The sequence below is a fragment of the Streptomyces anthophorae genome (genome assembly GCF_049310305.1).
Classification (GTDB): domain Bacteria; phylum Actinomycetota; class Actinomycetes; order Streptomycetales; family Streptomycetaceae; genus Streptomyces.
In genome coordinates this window covers 7,510,214-7,526,255 of the sequence record NZ_JBLWQQ010000001.1, presented here as the reverse complement: position 1 = coordinate 7,526,255, position 16,042 = coordinate 7,510,214, and the positions used below count along the sequence as shown (strand labels likewise).

Genomic DNA, 16,042 nt, shown 5'->3' with positions numbered 1-16,042 from the left:
AGGACAGGGGGTCCGGAGGCGAAGCCCCCGGGGTGCGGCGGGTCGACGTCGCCTAAGAGGCGAACAGCCTCACAGGCCAAGCCGCATGCGCCTCCGCACCGATCTCCAGCAGCGGCGCGGACCCGGCGGGCAGCGCATCGACACCGAGCTCGACCGCTCGCCCGGCCGCTTCCACGGCGTCCGCGACCACCCGGTCGACCTCGGGCGCGAGCCGCGCCAGCACCCCCGTGGCGTCGAACGGGTCGAGGCTCAGCAACCGCACCACGGCGGTCGCGGCCCCACCCACCCCTTCGTACGCGGAGCAGTACGCGGCATCCTGTGCCCCGAGCCCCGCGGCCCGCGCGGCGAGCCCGAGCACGACGGGCTGATGCGCCCCCTTGGGGAACTGCCGCGCCAGGGCGTCGAGTTCGGGATGCGGCCAGGTGGCACGCGCGGCCCGCATCATCTGCCGCCCGAGCTTGCGCGCCGCGACGCGCAGCGCGGCCGACGGCGTGCGCGCGTCGGCGGCCGCGTCGAGCGCGACGGGGTCCATGCCGAGCGCGGCCGCCGCGGCGAGGGCGGCGGTCACGGCGCCGCTGGTGTGCAGGCGGCCCCGGCAGAACTCCTCCAGGTCGGCCGCGCCGGTGATGCGGCCCGCCTTCACCGCGGCCTCCGCCCCGCCGGAGTGGGCATGCCCTCCGGCGGGGAAGCGGCCGTCGGCCAGGACGAGCAGCGCGGCGCGCGTCATGACGTCCGCGCCGAACGCGTGTGAACCCGCATCAGAACAGGAAGTACCGCTGCGCGAGCGGCAGTTCGGCGGCGGGTGCGGGCTCGACGAGCTCGCCGTCGATGGTCACGGCGAACGAGTCGGCGGCGACCTCGACGCGCGGCAGGGCGTCGTTGTTGACCATGTCGGACTTGCCGCGACCGCGGGTGGAGCGGATCGGCACGAACGACCGTCCGAGCCCGAGCCGCTCCGGCAGCCCGTCCTCGATCGCCCACTCGCTGGTGAAGTTCACCGAGTTGGCCTGCGGCGCCTTGCCGTACGCCCCGTACATCGGGCGCGGCAGCACCGGCTGCGGCGTCGGGATGGACGCGTTGGCGTCGCCCATCTGCGCGTACGCGATCTGACCGCCCTTGACGACGAGCTGCGGCTTCACGCCGAAGAACTTCGGGTCCCAGAGCACCAGGTCGGCGAGCTTGCCGGGCTCGACGGAGCCGACCTCGTGGTCGATGCCCTGCGAGACGGCGGCGTTGATCGTGTACTTGGCGACGTAGCGGCGGGCGCGCGCGTTGTCGGCGCGGGTGTCGCCGGGCAGGAAGCCGCGGCGGCGCTTCATGACGTGCGCGGTCTGCCAGGTCCGCATGATGACCTCGCCGACGCGGCCCATGGCCTGCGAGTCCGAGGACATGATGGAGATGGCGCCGAGGTCGTGCAGGATGTCCTCGGCCGCGATGGTGGTGGGCCGGATGCGGGACTCGGCGAAGGCCAGGTCCTCGGGCACCGCCGGATTGAGGTGGTGGCAGACCATCAGCATGTCGAGGTGTTCCTCGACGGTGTTGACGGTGTGCGGCCGCGTCGGATTGGTGGACGACGGCAGCATGTTGGGCAGCGACACCGCGGTGATCATGTCGGGTGCGTGCCCGCCGCCCGCGCCCTCGACGTGGAAGGCGTGCAGCGTGCGGCCCGCGACGGCGTCGAAGGTGTCCTGGACGAAGCCGGCCTCGTTCAACGTGTCGGAGTGGACGGCGAGCTGGACGCCGGACTCCTCACAGATGTCGAGGCAGGCGTCGATCACGGCCGGGGTCGCGCCCCAGTCCTCATGGATCTTGAAGCCGATGGCTCCGCCGCGCAGCTGGGCGCGCATCGAGTCCTTCGACATGGTGTTGCCCTTGCCGAGGAACCCGATGTTGACCGGGCTGTTCTCCATCGCCGCGAACATCCGCGCGAGGTGCCACGAACCGGGGGTGATGGTGGTCGCCTTCGAGCCCTCCGCGGGACCCGTGCCACCTCCCACCAGCGTGGTGACACCCGAGGCGAGCGCCTCGTCGAACTGGGTCGGCGAGATGAAGTGGATGTGGGTGTCGATGCCGCCCGCGGTGACGATCTTGCCGTTGCCCGCGATGATCTCGGTGTCGGGGCCGAGGACGAGCTCGGGGTGGACGCCGTCCATCGTGTCCGGGTTGCCGGCCTTGCCGATGGCCGTGATGCGGCCGTCGCGGATGCCGATGTCGGCCTTGACGATGCCCCAGTGGTCGAGGACGACGACGCCGGTGATGACCGTGTCCGGGGTGCCGTCCGCGCGGGTGGCGCGCGACTGGCCCATGGACTCACGGATCACCTTGCCGCCACCGAAGACGGCCTCGTCGCCGGAGAGTCCCGGGCCGCCGGAGCGGTCCTCCTCGATCTCGACGAGCAGGTCGGTGTCGGCGAGCCGTATACGGTCGCCCGCGGTGGGGCCGAACAGATCGGCATAGGCAGCACGGGACAGCTCAGGCATCGAGGGCACCTCCGGTCTCGCCGCGCAGGCCGGTGACGATGCGATCGCCTGCGAGGGCTACGAGTTCGACGTCGACGGGAATGCCGGGCTCGAAGCGAACGGCGGTGCCCGCGGCGATGTTCAGCCGCTTGCCGCGGGCGGCGGCGCGGTCGAAGTCGAGGCCGGGGTTGGCCTCGTAGAAGTGGTAGTGGGAGCCGACCTGGATGGGGCGGTCGGCGGCGTTGAGGACCGTCATACGTATGACGTCGCGGCCCTCGTTGTACACGACGGGTTCCTCGGCGAAGAGGATCTCTCCGGGAATCATGGCTTCCGCTCCCCCGTCAGACGATCGGCTCGTGGACGGTGACGAGCTTGGTTCCGTCCGGGAACGTCGCCTCGACCTGGACGTCGTGGATCATCTCCGGGATGCCCTCCATGACGTCGTCGCGGGAGAGCAACTTGCGGCCGGATGCCATGAGTTCGGCGACCGTGCGCCCGTCCCGGGCACCTTCGAGAATGTGCGAGGTGATCAGGGCGACCGCCTCGGGATGATTGAGCTTGAGACCCCGGGCCCGACGCTTCTCGGCGACGTCGGATGCCACATGGATGAGCAGTCTTTCCTGCTCGTGCGGGGTCAGTTGCACGATCCACCTCACAGTCCTTCATGCCGAGCCGTGCGGGCCCGGCTGCCGCGGCCACCGCGACGGGTCTAGATGTAACACACAAGGAATACGGACACCTGTGCGGACCCCTGCCCCGAAAAGGGGCCGATGACCTGGGACTGAAGGCTAATTGAGCGGAGTTTCAACGGCGTTAACCGACGCTTGACCGTCTTATTGCTGAACGCCGACCGCGCTACCCGATCTCGGGGCCGCGATGCTCGGCGGCAATACCGAACCTTTGCCGTTCGCCCGGAGCGGACGGCAGGGAGCCAATCCGTGACACAGACGTGATCACAGGTTCATCCACGGGGTCCCCGACGGGCTCCCGCATCGCCTCGAGTCGCTCCAGGTCGGCGGCCGAGACCAGGGCGACGAGCGGCTTGCCGTGCCGGGTGACGACCACGCGCTCGCCGCCGTAGACGACGCGGTTGATCAGGTCGGCGAGCTCAGCCCTGGCTTGCGTCACCGGAATCTCGTAGGCCATGCTCACCATCGTACGTCATGTACGTCCTGTACATTTTTGGAGAAGCACGTACCGCAGCGAGGCCTTGAAGCAGCGCCTTGAGGAGGCACCCATGCCCCGACCGTCCGGCCGCTACGTCCTGCCCGAGTTCACCGAGCGCACCAGTTCGGGCAGCCGCACCCTCGACCCGTACTCGAAGCTTCTGGAGGAGCGCATCGTCTTCCTCGGGACGCCGATCGACGACGTCTCGGCGAACGATGTGATGGCGCAGTTCATGCACCTCGAGTACCTGGCGCCCGACCAGGACATCTCCCTCTACATCAACTCTCCGGGCGGCTCGTTCAGCGCGATGACCGCGCTCTACGACACGATGCAGTTCGTCAGCTGCGACGTCGCGACGACCTGCCTGGGGCAGTGCTCGTCGGTGGCCGCGGTGCTGCTCGCGGCGGGGGCGCCGGGGAAGCGGATGACACTGCCCGGCGCACGCGTGGTGATCGACCAGCCCTCACTTCCCGAGCCGGCCCAGGGGCAGCCGAGCGACCTGGAGATCTACGCGAGGGAACTCACGCGCATGCGCGACCAGTTGGAGGAGCTGCTCGCCCGACACAGCGGGCGCACCAAGGAACAGGTCGGCGCGGACATCGAGCGGGACACCGTACTGACGGCCGAACAGGCCCTCGAGTACGGCCTGGTGGACCATGTCGTGGAGAACCGGACCGCCACGCTGCGCTCCCCCGGCGCTCGGTGATCCGCCGATGTATCCGCCGGAACTTCCGCCGCTGCCCGCGATGACCCGCGCCGAGTGCGAGCTCGTGGACCGCTACCTGGAGGTGGTCGACCTCATCGCGCGGATCAACCCGGCCAGGGGCGACGACACGTACAGCGGTCTGCGCGCGGCGCAGGCGCTGGTGAGCCGGGCCGTCGAACTGCGGGACGCGCTGAACCTGATGCACCAGAGGGGCGAGAGCAGGGTGCACGCGAGCACGCTGGCGCGGGCGCTGCGCGTCCTGGACGGGGAGCGGCGGACCAATAGGGTCACGCTGCCGTCGGAACCGGTCGGTTGACGTCGATATCGGTCGATTCGAGTCGACAGAAGCCACGGACCGCTCACTGGACCTCCCGAACCGCTACGCCGCGGCCCAAACGACCCGGATGGGGTACCCCGTACGGCCCAGTCTCCGGTACGCCAATGAGCCCGGCAAAGTTGCGCACGAGCCGTAGGCGGCCGCCGGAATTCATCGTTCCGCCGCTGGTGCGGGGCTCGTCGGGCCTCGGCGGGCCGGGGCGAAAGCCGCAGCGTCCACCCGAACGGGTCAAGCGTGACGAGCCTCACTTACCGCCGGTTCAACTCGGTTTTCGCCGCTGCCGTGCGTGAAGATCCGTTGCGACGACAAGCCCCCGCCGCCGCGGCGGGGCGGTCCGCACGGACGCCGAGTCCTGCCGCCGTGCGGATGCCAGGTCGACAGGAGTGCATCGGCAGGAGTGGAGGACCCGAGCACGACGGGCCCCCGCCGCGCCTCGCCAGAGGCCGCGTCGGACGGTCCTTGGGGTGAAGCCGCGACCCGCGGCCGGGCAACTTCGCCACCCGAACCCGACAGGTCACCCTTCACAGGCGGTTGACGAAGGGTTGCGCATGACCGCGCTGAATCGTGTTCCGTCGCTGCTGACCCGGGCGGGTACCGCTTCCGCTCTCTCCCTCGCCGTCGCGGGCGCGGGGCTCATGGTCCCGGACGCCGCATCCGAGGCATCGGCGGCGACGGCATCCGTCAAGGCACTACAGGTCGCCGCGTCCAAGAAGGGTGCACCGTACAAGTGGGGCGCCACCGGGCCGCACCGCTTCGACTGCTCGGGGCTCACGCTCTACTCGTTCAAGCGGGCGGGCAAGAAACTGCCGCGCACCGCCGCCCAGCAGTACAACCGGACCAAGCACATCTCCAGGTCCCATCGCACACGGGGTGACCTGGTGTTCTTCCGCTCCGGCCGGAGCATCTACCACGTCGGCATCTACGCCGGCAAAGGTCGCATCTGGCACTCCCCGAAGACCGGTTCCGTAGTCCGTCTGGAGCGGATCTGGACGAACAGCGTGCTGTACGGCCGGGTGCGGTGAGCCGCTGCGCTCGCGCTTGAGCGTGCCGCGAGCGGATACTCGTAGGGGATGCATGAGCGCAACGAAACGCCGCTGGAACGCGCCGATCGGAACTTCGGAGAGCTCCTTCAGGAGCTCCGGGTCACCCAGACCGGCGTGCAGTTCCTGTTCGCGTTCCTGCTGACGCTCGCCTTCACTCCCCGCTTCCCGTCGCTCGACACGGTCCAACGGACCACGTACGTCACGACGTTGCTTCTCACGGTCATCGCGGCCGCGCTGTTCACGGCGCCGGCCGCGGTGCACCGGATGCTGTTCCAGCTGGGCGCGAAGCGGCGGATCGTGCGGGTGTCCTCCCGGCTCGCGGCGTACGGGATGGCGGCGCTCGTGCTCGCGCTGAGCGGGTCCGTGCTGCTCGTGGTCGATGTGACGGTCGGCAGGGCCGGCGGGATCGCGGCGGGCGCCGGGGCGTTCTGCGTCTGTGCGGGCCTGTGGGGACTGCTGCCGTGGCTGATGCGGCGGGCGGTGCTCAGGCAGGACGACTGACCGGGGCGACCCAGGGCAGCGTGATCCAGACCGTCTTTCCGCCCTCGGGCGTCGGGCGCACCGTCAGGGTGCCGCCGCACTCCGCGGTGAGACAGCGAATGATGACCATCCCCCGCCCGTTGTCCTGCTGGACCGCGGCCGGCAGCCGCTTGGGGTAGCGGGGGTGACTGTCGGTGACACCGATGCGCAGCTGCTCGTCGCGCTCCAGCTCCATGTCGACGGTGAACGTGGGGGACTGCCCGAGGGTGTGCTGCACCGCGTTCGTCGCGAGTTCGGACACGATCAGGCGGACGGTCTCCGCCGCCTCGGTTCCCGATGCCATGCCCCACTCCGCGAGGACGGACGCGACATACCTGCGGGCGGACGAGACCGAGGCGGGATCGCTCGGCAGCGTGACGGATGCTTCCTGGTGATCTGCCATGGCGACGTGTCCCTTTCCCGCCGAGGTGGCTCGTCCGGCCTCGCGGATCGCTCGCGCGCGGTCCCCGGCAACTGCTTCGCGCCAGATTGCCACTTGGACGTACCAGTGTGGTGCCGATCCCCCAAGATATGCATATATCTGTCGCTCGATGCGGTGAACTCTGCGCCGGTGGACCGTATTTGGGCCGAGGTGCGCTCCGTCCTCTACCGTCGGCTCAGACACGCGTCCCGTGCGGGCCGGGAGGGAGTCCGGCCGGGTGGCGCGAGGAGCCCGAGGAGTCCTCCATGAAATACGGTCCCGCGGTACGCCGCCGCAAGCTCGGTGCCGAATTGCGGACGCTGCGCGTCCAGGCCGGCCTCACGAGCGGGGAGGCGGCCCGGCTCGTCGGCTGGCACCAGTCGAAGGTGAGCAGGATCGAGACAGGGCGCAGTGGCGTGAAGCCTTCGGACGTGCTGCGGCTGCTCGACGCCTTCGAGGCCCGCGATCCCCGGATCCGGGAGCTGCTGGTCGCGCTGGCCGGCGGGGACGAGGCGGGCGGGCACCACTGGTGGCACGCGTACCGCGGCCTGCTGCCGCCCGCGTACCGCGACTTCATCAGCCTCGAGTCCCAGGCGTGCCGCATCAGGACTCTGGAGACGAGCGTCGTACCAGGGCTTCTCCAGACACCCGAGTACGCGCACGCGGTGACACGCGCGGTGCTGAACGGGGCACCGGACCGGCACATCGACGCACTGGTGGAGGTGCGGCTCGCACGCCAGGACGTGCTGCGCGCCGATCCGCCGCTGCGGCTCACCGCCGTGCTCGACGAGGCGGTGCTGCGCAGGGAGGTGGGCGGGAACGGAGTGCTGCGGCGGCAGTTGACACATCTGGCCGAGGCGGCGGCGATGCCACATGTCCGGATCCATGTGCTGCCGTTCTCGTCCGGAGGCCATATCGGCCTGACGGGACCTTTCGTTGTGTTCTCTTTTCCGAACACATCTGATCTGGACGTGGTTGTTCTCGACCATTTGACGAGTAGCCTCTACCTCGAACGGAAAGAAGACCTCAAGGCGTACACGGACGCCTTCGACGCTCTTCTGCTCCATGCCAGGTCACCCGAGGATTCGCTGGAATTCATCGCAAAGATTGCCGGGTAAACGAGGACGCCGACACCTCGTCGTGCGCCGGCACCGCGTGAGGAGGCACCATGACCATTGCCTGTAGTACGTCGCTGAGCGGCGTCCGATGGCGGCGCAGCAGCCGCAGTACCGGCGCCAACAACTGCGTGGAGACAGCCTCGTTGAGGACGAGCGTGACGACCGGCCTGCTGGCCGTCCGTGACTCCAAGCACACGGCGGGGCCCGCGCTCCTGTTCACGTCCGAGACATGGCGGAGTTTCGTCAACTCCCTGCGGTAACGGCCCCGTTGGGGGCAGAGCGGCTGATCACCCGGACGGCCTCGGCGACCTCGGTCGCGGTGAGGTCGGCGCGGGCGGTCAGCCGCAGCCGTGCGATGCCGTCGGGTACGGAGGGCGGCCGGAAGCACCCCACCGACAGCCCCGCGTCCCGGCAGTCGGCCGCCCAGCGGACGGCCGCGTCGGGCGAGGGGGCTCGCACGGAGACGACCGCGGCGTCGGGGTGTACGGCCAACAGTCCCTCGTTCCGGAGAAGTTGGTGCATGGACGTCGCCACGCGCCGGGCGCGCGCGGCGCGTTCGGGCTCGCGGCGCAGCAGCCGGAGCGCCGCGAGGGCCGAGCCGCACGCGGCCGGGGCGAGCCCCGTGTCGAAGATGAAGGTGCGGGCCGCGTTGACGAGATGGTCGATGACGTGGGCCGGGCCGAGGACCGCGCCGCCCTGGCTGCCGAGGGACTTGGACAGGGTGACACTGGCGACGGTGTCGGCGGCGCCCGCGAGGCCCGCCTCGTGCGGGACACCACGTCCGCCGGGACCCACGACACCGAGCCCGTGCGCGTCGTCGATGATCAGGCCCGCCCCGAACTCCCGCGCCGCCCGAGCCAGTTCGGCGACGGGCGCACGGTCGCCGTCCACCGAGAACACCGAGTCGGTGACCACGACGGCGGGACCTTCATGCGTACCGAGTGCCTTGCGGACGGCGTCCGGCTCCGCGTGCGGGGTCACTTGAGTGGCACCCCGGGCGAGCCGGCACCCGTCGATCAGCGAGGCGTGATTCCCGGCATCGGACACGATCAGTGACCCGTGCGGAGCGAGCGCGGTGACGGCGGCGAGGTTCGCCGCGTACCCCGAGGAGAACACGAGGGCGGCCTCGAAGCCGCAGAACTCGGCGAGTTCCCGCTCAAGGCGGGCGTGCAGCTCGGTGCTGCCCGTCACCAGGCGGGACCCGGTGGCCCCGCCGCCCCACCGGCGCGCGGCGTCGGCCGCGCCCTCGACGACCTCGGGGTGCCGGGCGAGGCCCAGGTAGTCATTGCTCGCGAGGTCGAGCACCGGGCTGTCCGCGGGGCGCGGGCGCAGCGTGCGGACGAGTCCCGCGGCCTCGCGGGCGCGCCGCTGCGCGCCGATCCAGCCGAACGCGGATGTGTGGGGCGTGGCCATGTGTCCCTCTGCGAGTCCGGCAACGGGTGAGCGGTGCTTTGTAGGTTGAGCGGTGCTTTGTAGGTAATGCACAGACACTAGCGCCCGCGCCACTCGGGCAGGGTGTGGCAATACCCACACGACGTACGCCGTCCTTTGTAGAGAGTCTCCTTTCCCCGGGAGCATGGGATAGGTAAGGATCAGGGCCCATGGACCTGCTGAACACGCTGGTGGACAAGGGGCTTCGGCGCGAACTGCCGAGCCGTGAAGAGGCGCTCGCGGTACTCGCGACGTCGGACGACGAACTGCTCGACGTGGTGGCCGCGGCCGGCAAGGTGCGCCGCCAATGGTTCGGGCGGCGGGTGAAACTCAACTATCTGGTGAACCTCAAGTCGGGCCTGTGCCCGGAGGACTGCTCGTACTGCTCGCAGCGCCTGGGCTCCAAGGCGGAGATCCTCAAGTACACGTGGCTGAAGCCCGACGAGGCCTCGAAGGCGGCCGCCGCCGGGGTCGCGGGCGGCGCCAAGCGGGTGTGTCTGGTGGCGAGCGGGCGCGGGCCGACGGACAAGGACGTGGACCGGGTCGCCCGCACCATCGACGCGATCAAGTCCGAGAACGAGGGCGTGGAGGTGTGCGCCTGCCTCGGCCTGCTCGACGAGGGCCAGGCGGAACGCCTGCGCGGCGCGGGCGCGGACGCGTACAACCACAACCTGAACACCTCAGAGGCGACGTACGGCGACATCACCACGACGCACACCTACGCGGACCGCGTCGACACCGTGAAGAAGGCCCATGACGCGGGCCTTTCCGCCTGCTCCGGACTGATCGCGGGCATGGGAGAGCGCGACGAGGACCTGGTCGACGTCGTCTACGGGCTGCGCGAACTCGACCCGGACTCGGTGCCGGTGAACTTCCTGATCCCGTTCGAGGGGACGCCGCTGGCCAAGGAGTGGAACCTGACGCCGCAGCGGTGTCTGCGGATCCTGGCCATGGTGCGGTTCGTGTGCCCGGACGTGGAGGTGCGGATCGCGGGTGGCCGCGAGGTGCACCTGCGCTCGATGCAGCCGCTCGCGCTGCACATCGCCAACTCCATCTTCCTGGGCGACTACTTGACCAGCGAGGGCCAGGCCGGGAAGACCGACCTGGACATGATCGCGGACGCCGGGTTCGAGGTGGAGGGCACCGAGCAGGTGACACTGCCCGAGCACCGGGCCGCCGGTGGCTGCGGTTCGACCTGCGCGCCGACGCCGGAGATCGGGGGCAAGTCCGGGACCGAGGACGCCGAAGGGGCACGGACCGACCTCGTCGCCGTGCGCCGCCGGGGCGCGGGGACGGATCTGGCGCCCAATGCCTGAGCTGAACGTGGCCGAACTGCTCGACCTGGACCGGCGGCACGTCTGGCATCCGTACGGTCCGATGCCCGGCACGCAGGCGCCCCTGGTCGTCGAGTCGGCGGCCGGGGTGCGGCTGCGGGTCGCGGGCCACGGCGAGCTGGTGGACGGCATGTCGTCGTGGTGGTCGGCGATCCACGGCTACGGCCATCCGGTGCTCGACGAGGCGGCGCGCGGCCAGTTGGGGCGGATGAGCCATGTGATGTTCGGCGGCCTGACGCACGAGCCGGCGGTACGGCTCGTGGAGCGCCTTGTCGACATGTCACCGCAGGGCCTGGAGCATGTGTTCCTCGCCGACTCGGGGTCGGTGTCGGTCGAGGTCGCCCTGAAGATGTGTCTTCAGTACTGGCGCTCGCTCGGCCGGCCAGAGAAGCGGCGGATGCTGACGTGGCGCGGCGGGTACCACGGTGACACCTGGCAGCCGATGTCCGTGTGCGACCCGGAGGGCGGGATGCACGGGCTGTGGGCGGGTGTGCTCCAGGAGCAGATCTTCGTGCCCGAGCCGCCGAGCGGCTTCGACGCGTACGAGGAGTCGTACGCGGAACAGCTGCGGGAGGCGATCGGGCGGCACGCGCACGAGGTGGCGGCCGTGATCGTGGAGCCGGTGGTGCAGGGCGCGGGCGGGATGCGGTTCCACTCCCCCGCGTATCTGCGGGTGCTGCGCGAGGCGTGCGACGCGCACGACGTGCTGCTGGTGTTCGACGAGATCGCCACGGGGTTCGGTCGGACCGGTGAGCTGTTCGCGGCCGACCATGCGGGTGTGTCGCCCGATGTGATGTGTGTCGGGAAGGCACTGACCGGTGGCTATCTGACGATGGCGGCCACGCTGTGCACGTCGAGGGTCGCCGAGGGGATCTCGCGGGGCGAGGTGCCGGTGCTCGCGCACGGGCCGACGTTCATGGGGAATCCGCTGGCCTCGGCCATCGCCTGCGCGTCGATCGATCTGCTGCTCGAACAGGACTGGCGCACTGAGGTGAAGCGGATCGAGACGGGGCTCGGTGACGCCCTGTCAGCGGCGTGGGACGTGACCGGGGTTCGGGACGTACGCGTCCTGGGCGCCATCGGCGTCGTCCAGCTCGACCGCGAGGTCGACATGGCGGCGGCGACGCGGGCCGCGGTCGCGGAGGGTGTGTGGCTGCGCCCGTTCCGGGACCTCGTCTACACGATGCCGCCGTATGTGACGGGCGACGAGGACGTGGCTCGGATCGGCCGTGCGGTGTGCGCGGTCGCCGCGGCCGCCGCGGGCGAAGGGTGAGTGCCGGGATGGGTGTGCTGGTGGTGACCGGGACCGGGACCGAGGTCGGCAAGACCGTGACGACGGCCGCGCTGGCGGCCGTCGCGGCGCGGGCCGGTCGTTCGGTGGCCGTGCTCAAACCGGCGCAGACGGGCGTCGCGCCCGGGGAGCCGGGGGACGTGGACGAGGTGGTGCGGCTCGCCGGGGACGCGGTGACGGGCGTCGAGCTGGCACGGTACCCGGAGCCGCTCGCGCCGGGCACGGCGGCGGCGCGGTCCGGGCTCGCGCCGGTGCGGCCGGAGCAGGTCGCCGAGGCGGCAGCCAAGTTGGCGGCGTCGCACGACCTCGTGCTGGTCGAGGGGGCGGGCGGTCTGCTCGTGCGCTTCGACGAGGAGGGCTCGACGCTGGCGGACGCGGCGGGCCTGCTCGGGGCGCCGGTCCTGGTGGTCGCGGCGGCGGGCCTCGGAACACTGAACTCCGTGCAATTGACGGGTGAGTCAGTGCGCTCGCGCGGTCTTCGGCAGGCGGGTGTCGTCATCGGCAGCTGGCCCCGCGAGCCGGGGCTCGCGGAGCGCTGCAATGTGGCGGATCTGCCGGTGGTCGCCGGGGCGGAGCTGCTGGGGGCGGTGCCGGCGGGTGCCGGGGCGATGTCACCGGAGGCGTTCCGGAACGGGGCCGAGGGGTGGCTCGCGCCGCCCTTGGGCGGGACGTGGGACGGGGCGTCGTTCGCGCGGCGCGAGAGCCCCGAGGGCTTTCCGGGGCCGACACCTTCCTGAGCGGCCCCGCCACCGGGGGCCGCCTTGCCCGCCTCGCCCAGGGGTCCGCACCCGCGTGCGCGGGCAAGAAGGAAGGTGGGGGGCGGCCACCCGGAGGAGGCGCCATCGTGGGCAAGGCACAGGCACGGCGCGGCGACGCCGTGCACCATCCCGTGTTCGCGCGGTACTACGCACAGGCCGTCGAGCGCGTCGAGCCCGTCATGGCACCCCTGCGGAGCGAACTCGTCGCCGGGCTCTCCGGGCGCGTACTGGAGATCGGCGCCGGGACCGGGATCGGTTTCGCGCACTATCCGGCCACCGTCTCCGAGGTCGTCGCCATCGAACCGGAGCGCACCCTGCGCCGGATCGCACTGGACGCGGCGCAGCGCGTGGACGTGCCGGTCGACGTGGTGCCGGGCGTCGCGGAGGCGCTGCCCGTGAAGAGCGAGGCGTACGACGCCGTGGTGCTCAGCACCGTGCTGTGCAGCGTACGGAGCGTGGACCGGGCCCTGCGCGAGGTGCGGCGCGTGCTGCGTCCCGGCGGGGAGGTGCGGTTCTTCGAACATGTGCGGGCGCCGGGGCGCGGCATGCGTCTCGTGCAGGGCGCCCTGGACCGGACCGTGTGGCCCCTCTGTGTCGGCGGCTGCCACCTGCGGCGGGACGTCCTCGGCTCGCTGCGCGCGGCGGGCTTCGAGCTGGGCACCCACCGGACGCTGACCATGCCGGGACACGGGCCCCGGCAGCCGATGTCGTACTGCGTGCTCGGCACGGCCGAACGCCCCGCGGATCCCGGGGACCGCGCGTAGCCTCACAGGCTCCAGGTGCGCAGTTCCTTCTCGATGTCGTCGAGCGTCGCCGTGCCCGTCTTCACCAGCCGCGCCAGATCGCGGATCTGCTCGGGCGACGTGACGATCTTCAGCCCGCTGGCGACGAGGTACGCATAGGCGACGGCCGTCGCGTACATCACGTTCGAGCGCTCCAACGCCGGTACGTGGATGAGGAGTTGGAGGAGGGCGGCGGCGCGGGCGTGCGGCGAGTCGTACACCGGCACGTCGAATATCGCGGCCCGGTGCCGGGCGACGGCGGACACCAGGGCACCCCAGTCGGTGACCTGCGGATCGCCGGGGGTCTTCTGCTCCGCGATCATGAGCAGCCAGGCGAGGTCGATCGTCAGATGCGGTGGCTGTGACGGCTGTGACGGCTCACTCAACGGGACGGCGCCGGCCTTCCGTGTCCGCGCCGAACTCCTCGGCGAACACCGACTCGTACTGCTTCATGAAGTCCGCGGCGGCGTCGACGAAGGTCCGCCCCTGCTCGCCCGCGTCCCGCCGCACCAGCTCCTCGATGTACCGGTTCACGCTCACCCCTTGGGCGAGCGCGCGTTCACGGGCGGCGCGGGCGGTGCCCTCCTCCACCCTGACGTTCAGCTGCGTCTTGGCCATGCCTCCACGCTAGCGCCGTTTCGCTAGCACCGGCAAGGAGCCGACGATCGATCGCCCGTGTCCCTCCACACCTTTGATCTCCGGCTGTACCCTCGCGGGCCGGACGGGACAGGACCGGCGGATGAGCGCGAAGGGGCCCTCATGCCGATGGACATGCCGGACACACCGAACGCCGCCGCGGGCCGCGGCCCGTACCCCGAGCGCTGGCTGCGTGTCTGGAGCCACCGCGAGGAGCTGCTCAGGGTCGCCCGGCGCAGCTCCGTCTCGCCGGAGGACGCCGAGGACGCGGTGCACGAGGCGATGCTGCGCGCGGCGGAGCGGCCGGGCCTGGCCGACGAGCGGCTCGGCGGGTGGCTCACGACGGTGACGCTGCGGCTGTGCGTCGACCGGCGCCGGCAGGTCTCGCGGGAGGCCGAGGCGCACCGCAGCCCGACGCTGACCGCCCCGGTGCCCGTGCCCGTCGACGAGGCCGTGTGCGACCGGGACGAGGCGCGCTGGCTGGCGGCCCGCAGCGCCCGGCTGCCCGAGCGCCAGGCCGAGGCGCTGCGGCTGAAGTCCGAGGGCCTCGGCGTGGACGAGGTCGCCCTGCGGATGCGGCTCGGCCACCGGACCGTCGAGTCACTGCTCGCGCGGGCCCGGCGCACCTTGCGCTCCGCCCTGGCCGGGACGCTGGGCCTCGCCGCGCTCCTGTGCGCCCGCGGCAAGCTCCTCGCGAGCGGCCCCGCGCAGGCCCTCGCGGTGTCCTCCGCGACGGGGGGCCTGGTGGTGGCGGGGTTCGTGCTGCCGTACGCCGCCGAACACACCGCCCCTCGGCCACGAGCGGTCGAGGCACCCACGGGCGACGTACGACCCCAGGGCACTCCCCGTCCCGTCCCCGCGCTCCCCCACGCCCGCGCGACGCAGGCGCCCCACCGACAGGCCGCCGCGCCGTCCGAACGCACCGGCCCGCGTCCGAGCCGGAGTCCGAGCCCGAGCCACACCGCCGATGCTCCTGCGCGGTGGCTGCCGCCGGTGCCCATGCCTTCCGTGACCGTGCCGCGGGTGTCGGTGTCCGGCCCCCGGCTGCCGTCGGCGGCGACTCCCGGGGCGCGGCTGCCGTCCGTGACGGTGTCACCGCCGCCCCTGAGCCGCACCGCCGACGGCTGGAAGGTGAGCAGCGTGGACACGCGCTGAAGGCCCGTTGTCAGAGCGAGCGGCTATCCTCGGACCCGATGTCGAGCCTTCGAGCCCGATACGCAACTGGCTTACGACGTAAGGGAGTTGGGGTGGGGGGAACGGGTGTGGTCAAGGATGCCGCCGTCGCCGCGCGGGCCAGGGGCCTGACGAAGGCGTACGGCTCCGGCGAGACGCAGGTGCTGGCCCTCGACGCGGTGGACGTGGACATCGCACGCGGCCGGTTCACGGCCGTGATGGGCCCTTCGGGTTCGGGCAAATCCACGCTGATGCACTGCCTCGCGGGCCTCGACACGGTCTCGGCGGGACAGGTGTGGCTGGGGGAAACGGAGATCACGGGCCTGAAGGAGCGCGATCTGACGCGGCTGCGGCGCGACCGCGTGGGCTTCATGTTCCAGTCCTTCAACCTGATCCCGACGCTGAACGCGGCGGAGAACATCACGCTGCCGATGGACATCGCGGGCAAGTCCCCGGACGGGAAGTGGCTGGAGCAGGTCATCGACACGCTCGGCCTGCGGGACCGGCTGAAGCACCGGCCCGCCCAGCTGTCCGGCGGACAGCAGCAGCGCGTCGCGTGCGCGCGGGCGCTCGCCGCGCGCCCCGAGCTGATCTTCGCCGACGAGCCGACGGGGAACCTGGACTCGCGGGCCGGGCTCGAAGTCCTCGGATTCCTGCGCCAGTCGGTCGACGAGCTGGGCCAGACCGTGGTCATGGTGACCCATGACCCGGGCGCCGCCGCCCACGCCGACCTGGTCCTCTTCCTCGGTGACGGCCGCCTCGTGGACGAGATGCGGGAGCCGACCGCCGAGGCCGTCCTGGAGCGCATGAAGCAGTTCGACGTCGCGCGCCAGGCCGTCGCCGAGAAGCCGGGCCCCCGGGCGTAGC

At 71.4% G+C, this 16,042-nt stretch carries 21 protein-coding genes; 12 read left to right on the top strand and 9 right to left on the bottom strand.

Annotated features, from left to right (window positions below; translation table 11 throughout):
• Window positions 1–52 precede the first annotated feature (52 nt).
• From ACNYS0_RS34225 to ACNYS0_RS34205, 5 genes are all read right to left on the bottom strand, one after another.
• Entirely contained in the window at window positions 53–727 is a 675-nt protein-coding gene (locus tag ACNYS0_RS34225) for an urease accessory protein UreF (protein ID WP_422479222.1), read from the bottom strand.
• A 31-nt stretch (window positions 728–758) separates the two neighbouring features.
• Window positions 759–2,480 (bottom strand): urease subunit alpha, encoded by a 1,722-nt coding sequence (locus ACNYS0_RS34220; RefSeq protein ID WP_422479220.1) that lies wholly within the window; start codon window positions 2,478–2,480, stop codon window positions 759–761.
• Window positions 2,473–2,784, bottom strand: a complete 312-nt coding sequence (locus tag ACNYS0_RS34215) for an urease subunit beta (RefSeq protein ID WP_422479218.1) — start codon at window positions 2,782–2,784, stop codon at window positions 2,473–2,475. Before ACNYS0_RS34215 ends, ACNYS0_RS34220 begins: the two co-directional genes overlap by 8 nt.
• Window positions 2,785–2,800: 16 nt before the next feature.
• A complete protein-coding gene (locus ACNYS0_RS34210; protein WP_422405888.1) occupies window positions 2,801–3,103 on the bottom strand; it encodes an urease subunit gamma in 303 nt (100 codons plus the stop codon).
• Between the two features lie 211 nt (window positions 3,104–3,314).
• On the bottom strand, window positions 3,315–3,605 hold the full coding sequence (locus tag ACNYS0_RS34205) for a type II toxin-antitoxin system Phd/YefM family antitoxin (protein WP_422479216.1): 291 nt from the start codon (window positions 3,603–3,605) through the stop codon (window positions 3,315–3,317).
• A gap of 91 nt (window positions 3,606–3,696) precedes the next feature.
• Here ACNYS0_RS34205 and ACNYS0_RS34200 point away from each other — a divergent pair, with 91 nt between their 5' ends.
• From ACNYS0_RS34200 to ACNYS0_RS34185, 4 genes are all read left to right on the top strand, one after another.
• Window positions 3,697–4,332: an ATP-dependent Clp protease proteolytic subunit gene (locus ACNYS0_RS34200; RefSeq protein ID WP_422479214.1), complete on the top strand. Its 636-nt coding sequence runs from the start codon at window positions 3,697–3,699 to the stop codon at window positions 4,330–4,332.
• 7 nt (window positions 4,333–4,339) lie between these two features.
• A complete protein-coding gene (locus tag ACNYS0_RS34195) occupies window positions 4,340–4,648 on the top strand; it encodes a hypothetical protein (protein ID WP_422479212.1) in 309 nt (102 codons plus the stop codon).
• 569 nt (window positions 4,649–5,217) lie between these two features.
• Complete coding sequence (locus ACNYS0_RS34190; RefSeq protein WP_422479210.1) at window positions 5,218–5,691, top strand: C40 family peptidase; 474 nt, start codon at window positions 5,218–5,220, stop codon at window positions 5,689–5,691.
• Between the two features lie 48 nt (window positions 5,692–5,739).
• Window positions 5,740–6,213: a DUF6328 family protein gene (locus ACNYS0_RS34185; RefSeq protein WP_422479208.1), complete on the top strand. Its 474-nt coding sequence runs from the start codon at window positions 5,740–5,742 to the stop codon at window positions 6,211–6,213.
• On the opposite strand, the gene ACNYS0_RS34180 is transcribed toward ACNYS0_RS34185, so the two are convergent.
• Window positions 6,197–6,634, bottom strand: coding sequence for an ATP-binding protein (locus ACNYS0_RS34180; protein ID WP_422479206.1), 438 nt, complete (start codon window positions 6,632–6,634; stop codon window positions 6,197–6,199). The genes ACNYS0_RS34185 and ACNYS0_RS34180 overlap by 17 nt on opposite strands.
• Window positions 6,635–6,918: 284 nt before the next feature.
• Here ACNYS0_RS34180 and ACNYS0_RS34175 point away from each other — a divergent pair, with 284 nt between their 5' ends.
• Both ACNYS0_RS34175 and ACNYS0_RS34170 read left to right on the top strand, forming a co-directional pair.
• Entirely contained in the window at window positions 6,919–7,770 is an 852-nt protein-coding gene (locus ACNYS0_RS34175) for a helix-turn-helix domain-containing protein (protein WP_422479204.1), read from the top strand.
• Between the two features lie 50 nt (window positions 7,771–7,820).
• Window positions 7,821–8,030, top strand: a complete 210-nt coding sequence (locus ACNYS0_RS34170; protein WP_422405896.1) for a DUF397 domain-containing protein — start codon at window positions 7,821–7,823, stop codon at window positions 8,028–8,030.
• Here ACNYS0_RS34170 and ACNYS0_RS34165 read toward each other — a convergent pair.
• On the bottom strand, window positions 8,014–9,183 hold the full coding sequence (locus ACNYS0_RS34165) for an 8-amino-7-oxononanoate synthase (RefSeq protein ID WP_422479202.1): 1,170 nt from the start codon (window positions 9,181–9,183) through the stop codon (window positions 8,014–8,016). The genes ACNYS0_RS34170 and ACNYS0_RS34165 overlap by 17 nt on opposite strands.
• 188 nt (window positions 9,184–9,371) lie before the next feature.
• Here ACNYS0_RS34165 and bioB point away from each other — a divergent pair, with 188 nt between their 5' ends.
• The 4 genes from bioB to ACNYS0_RS34145 all read left to right on the top strand — a co-directional run bounded on the left by bioB (window position 9,372) and on the right by ACNYS0_RS34145 (window position 13,348).
• Window positions 9,372–10,517: a biotin synthase BioB gene (gene bioB / locus ACNYS0_RS34160; protein ID WP_422479200.1), complete on the top strand. Its 1,146-nt coding sequence runs from the start codon at window positions 9,372–9,374 to the stop codon at window positions 10,515–10,517.
• Window positions 10,510–11,808: an adenosylmethionine--8-amino-7-oxononanoate transaminase gene (locus ACNYS0_RS34155; RefSeq protein ID WP_422479198.1), complete on the top strand. Its 1,299-nt coding sequence runs from the start codon at window positions 10,510–10,512 to the stop codon at window positions 11,806–11,808. Before bioB ends, ACNYS0_RS34155 begins: the two co-directional genes overlap by 8 nt.
• Before the next feature lie 8 nt (window positions 11,809–11,816).
• A complete protein-coding gene (gene bioD, locus ACNYS0_RS34150; protein ID WP_422479196.1) occupies window positions 11,817–12,563 on the top strand; it encodes a dethiobiotin synthase in 747 nt (248 codons plus the stop codon).
• A gap of 107 nt (window positions 12,564–12,670) precedes the next feature.
• Entirely contained in the window at window positions 12,671–13,348 is a 678-nt protein-coding gene (locus tag ACNYS0_RS34145) for a class I SAM-dependent methyltransferase (RefSeq protein ID WP_422479194.1), read from the top strand.
• Between the two features lie 2 nt (window positions 13,349–13,350).
• On the opposite strand, the gene ACNYS0_RS34140 is transcribed toward ACNYS0_RS34145, so the two are convergent.
• Both ACNYS0_RS34140 and ACNYS0_RS34135 read right to left on the bottom strand, forming a co-directional pair.
• On the bottom strand, window positions 13,351–13,689 hold the full coding sequence (locus tag ACNYS0_RS34140) for a fic family toxin-antitoxin system, toxin component (RefSeq protein WP_422482853.1): 339 nt from the start codon (window positions 13,687–13,689) through the stop codon (window positions 13,351–13,353).
• 55 nt (window positions 13,690–13,744) lie between these two features.
• A complete protein-coding gene (locus ACNYS0_RS34135; protein WP_327664513.1) occupies window positions 13,745–13,984 on the bottom strand; it encodes a toxin-antitoxin system HicB family antitoxin in 240 nt (79 codons plus the stop codon).
• Between the two features lie 141 nt (window positions 13,985–14,125).
• Here ACNYS0_RS34135 and ACNYS0_RS34130 point away from each other — a divergent pair, with 141 nt between their 5' ends.
• The gene (locus tag ACNYS0_RS34130) at window positions 14,126–15,157 is read left to right on the top strand and encodes an RNA polymerase sigma factor (protein WP_422479192.1); all 1,032 of its coding nucleotides are present in this window, start codon (window positions 14,126–14,128) and stop codon (window positions 15,155–15,157) included.
• A 92-nt stretch (window positions 15,158–15,249) separates the two neighbouring features.
• Window positions 15,250–16,041, top strand: a complete 792-nt coding sequence (locus tag ACNYS0_RS34125) for an ABC transporter ATP-binding protein (RefSeq protein WP_422479190.1) — start codon at window positions 15,250–15,252, stop codon at window positions 16,039–16,041.
• The last annotated feature ends 1 nt before the right edge of the window (window position 16,042 follow it).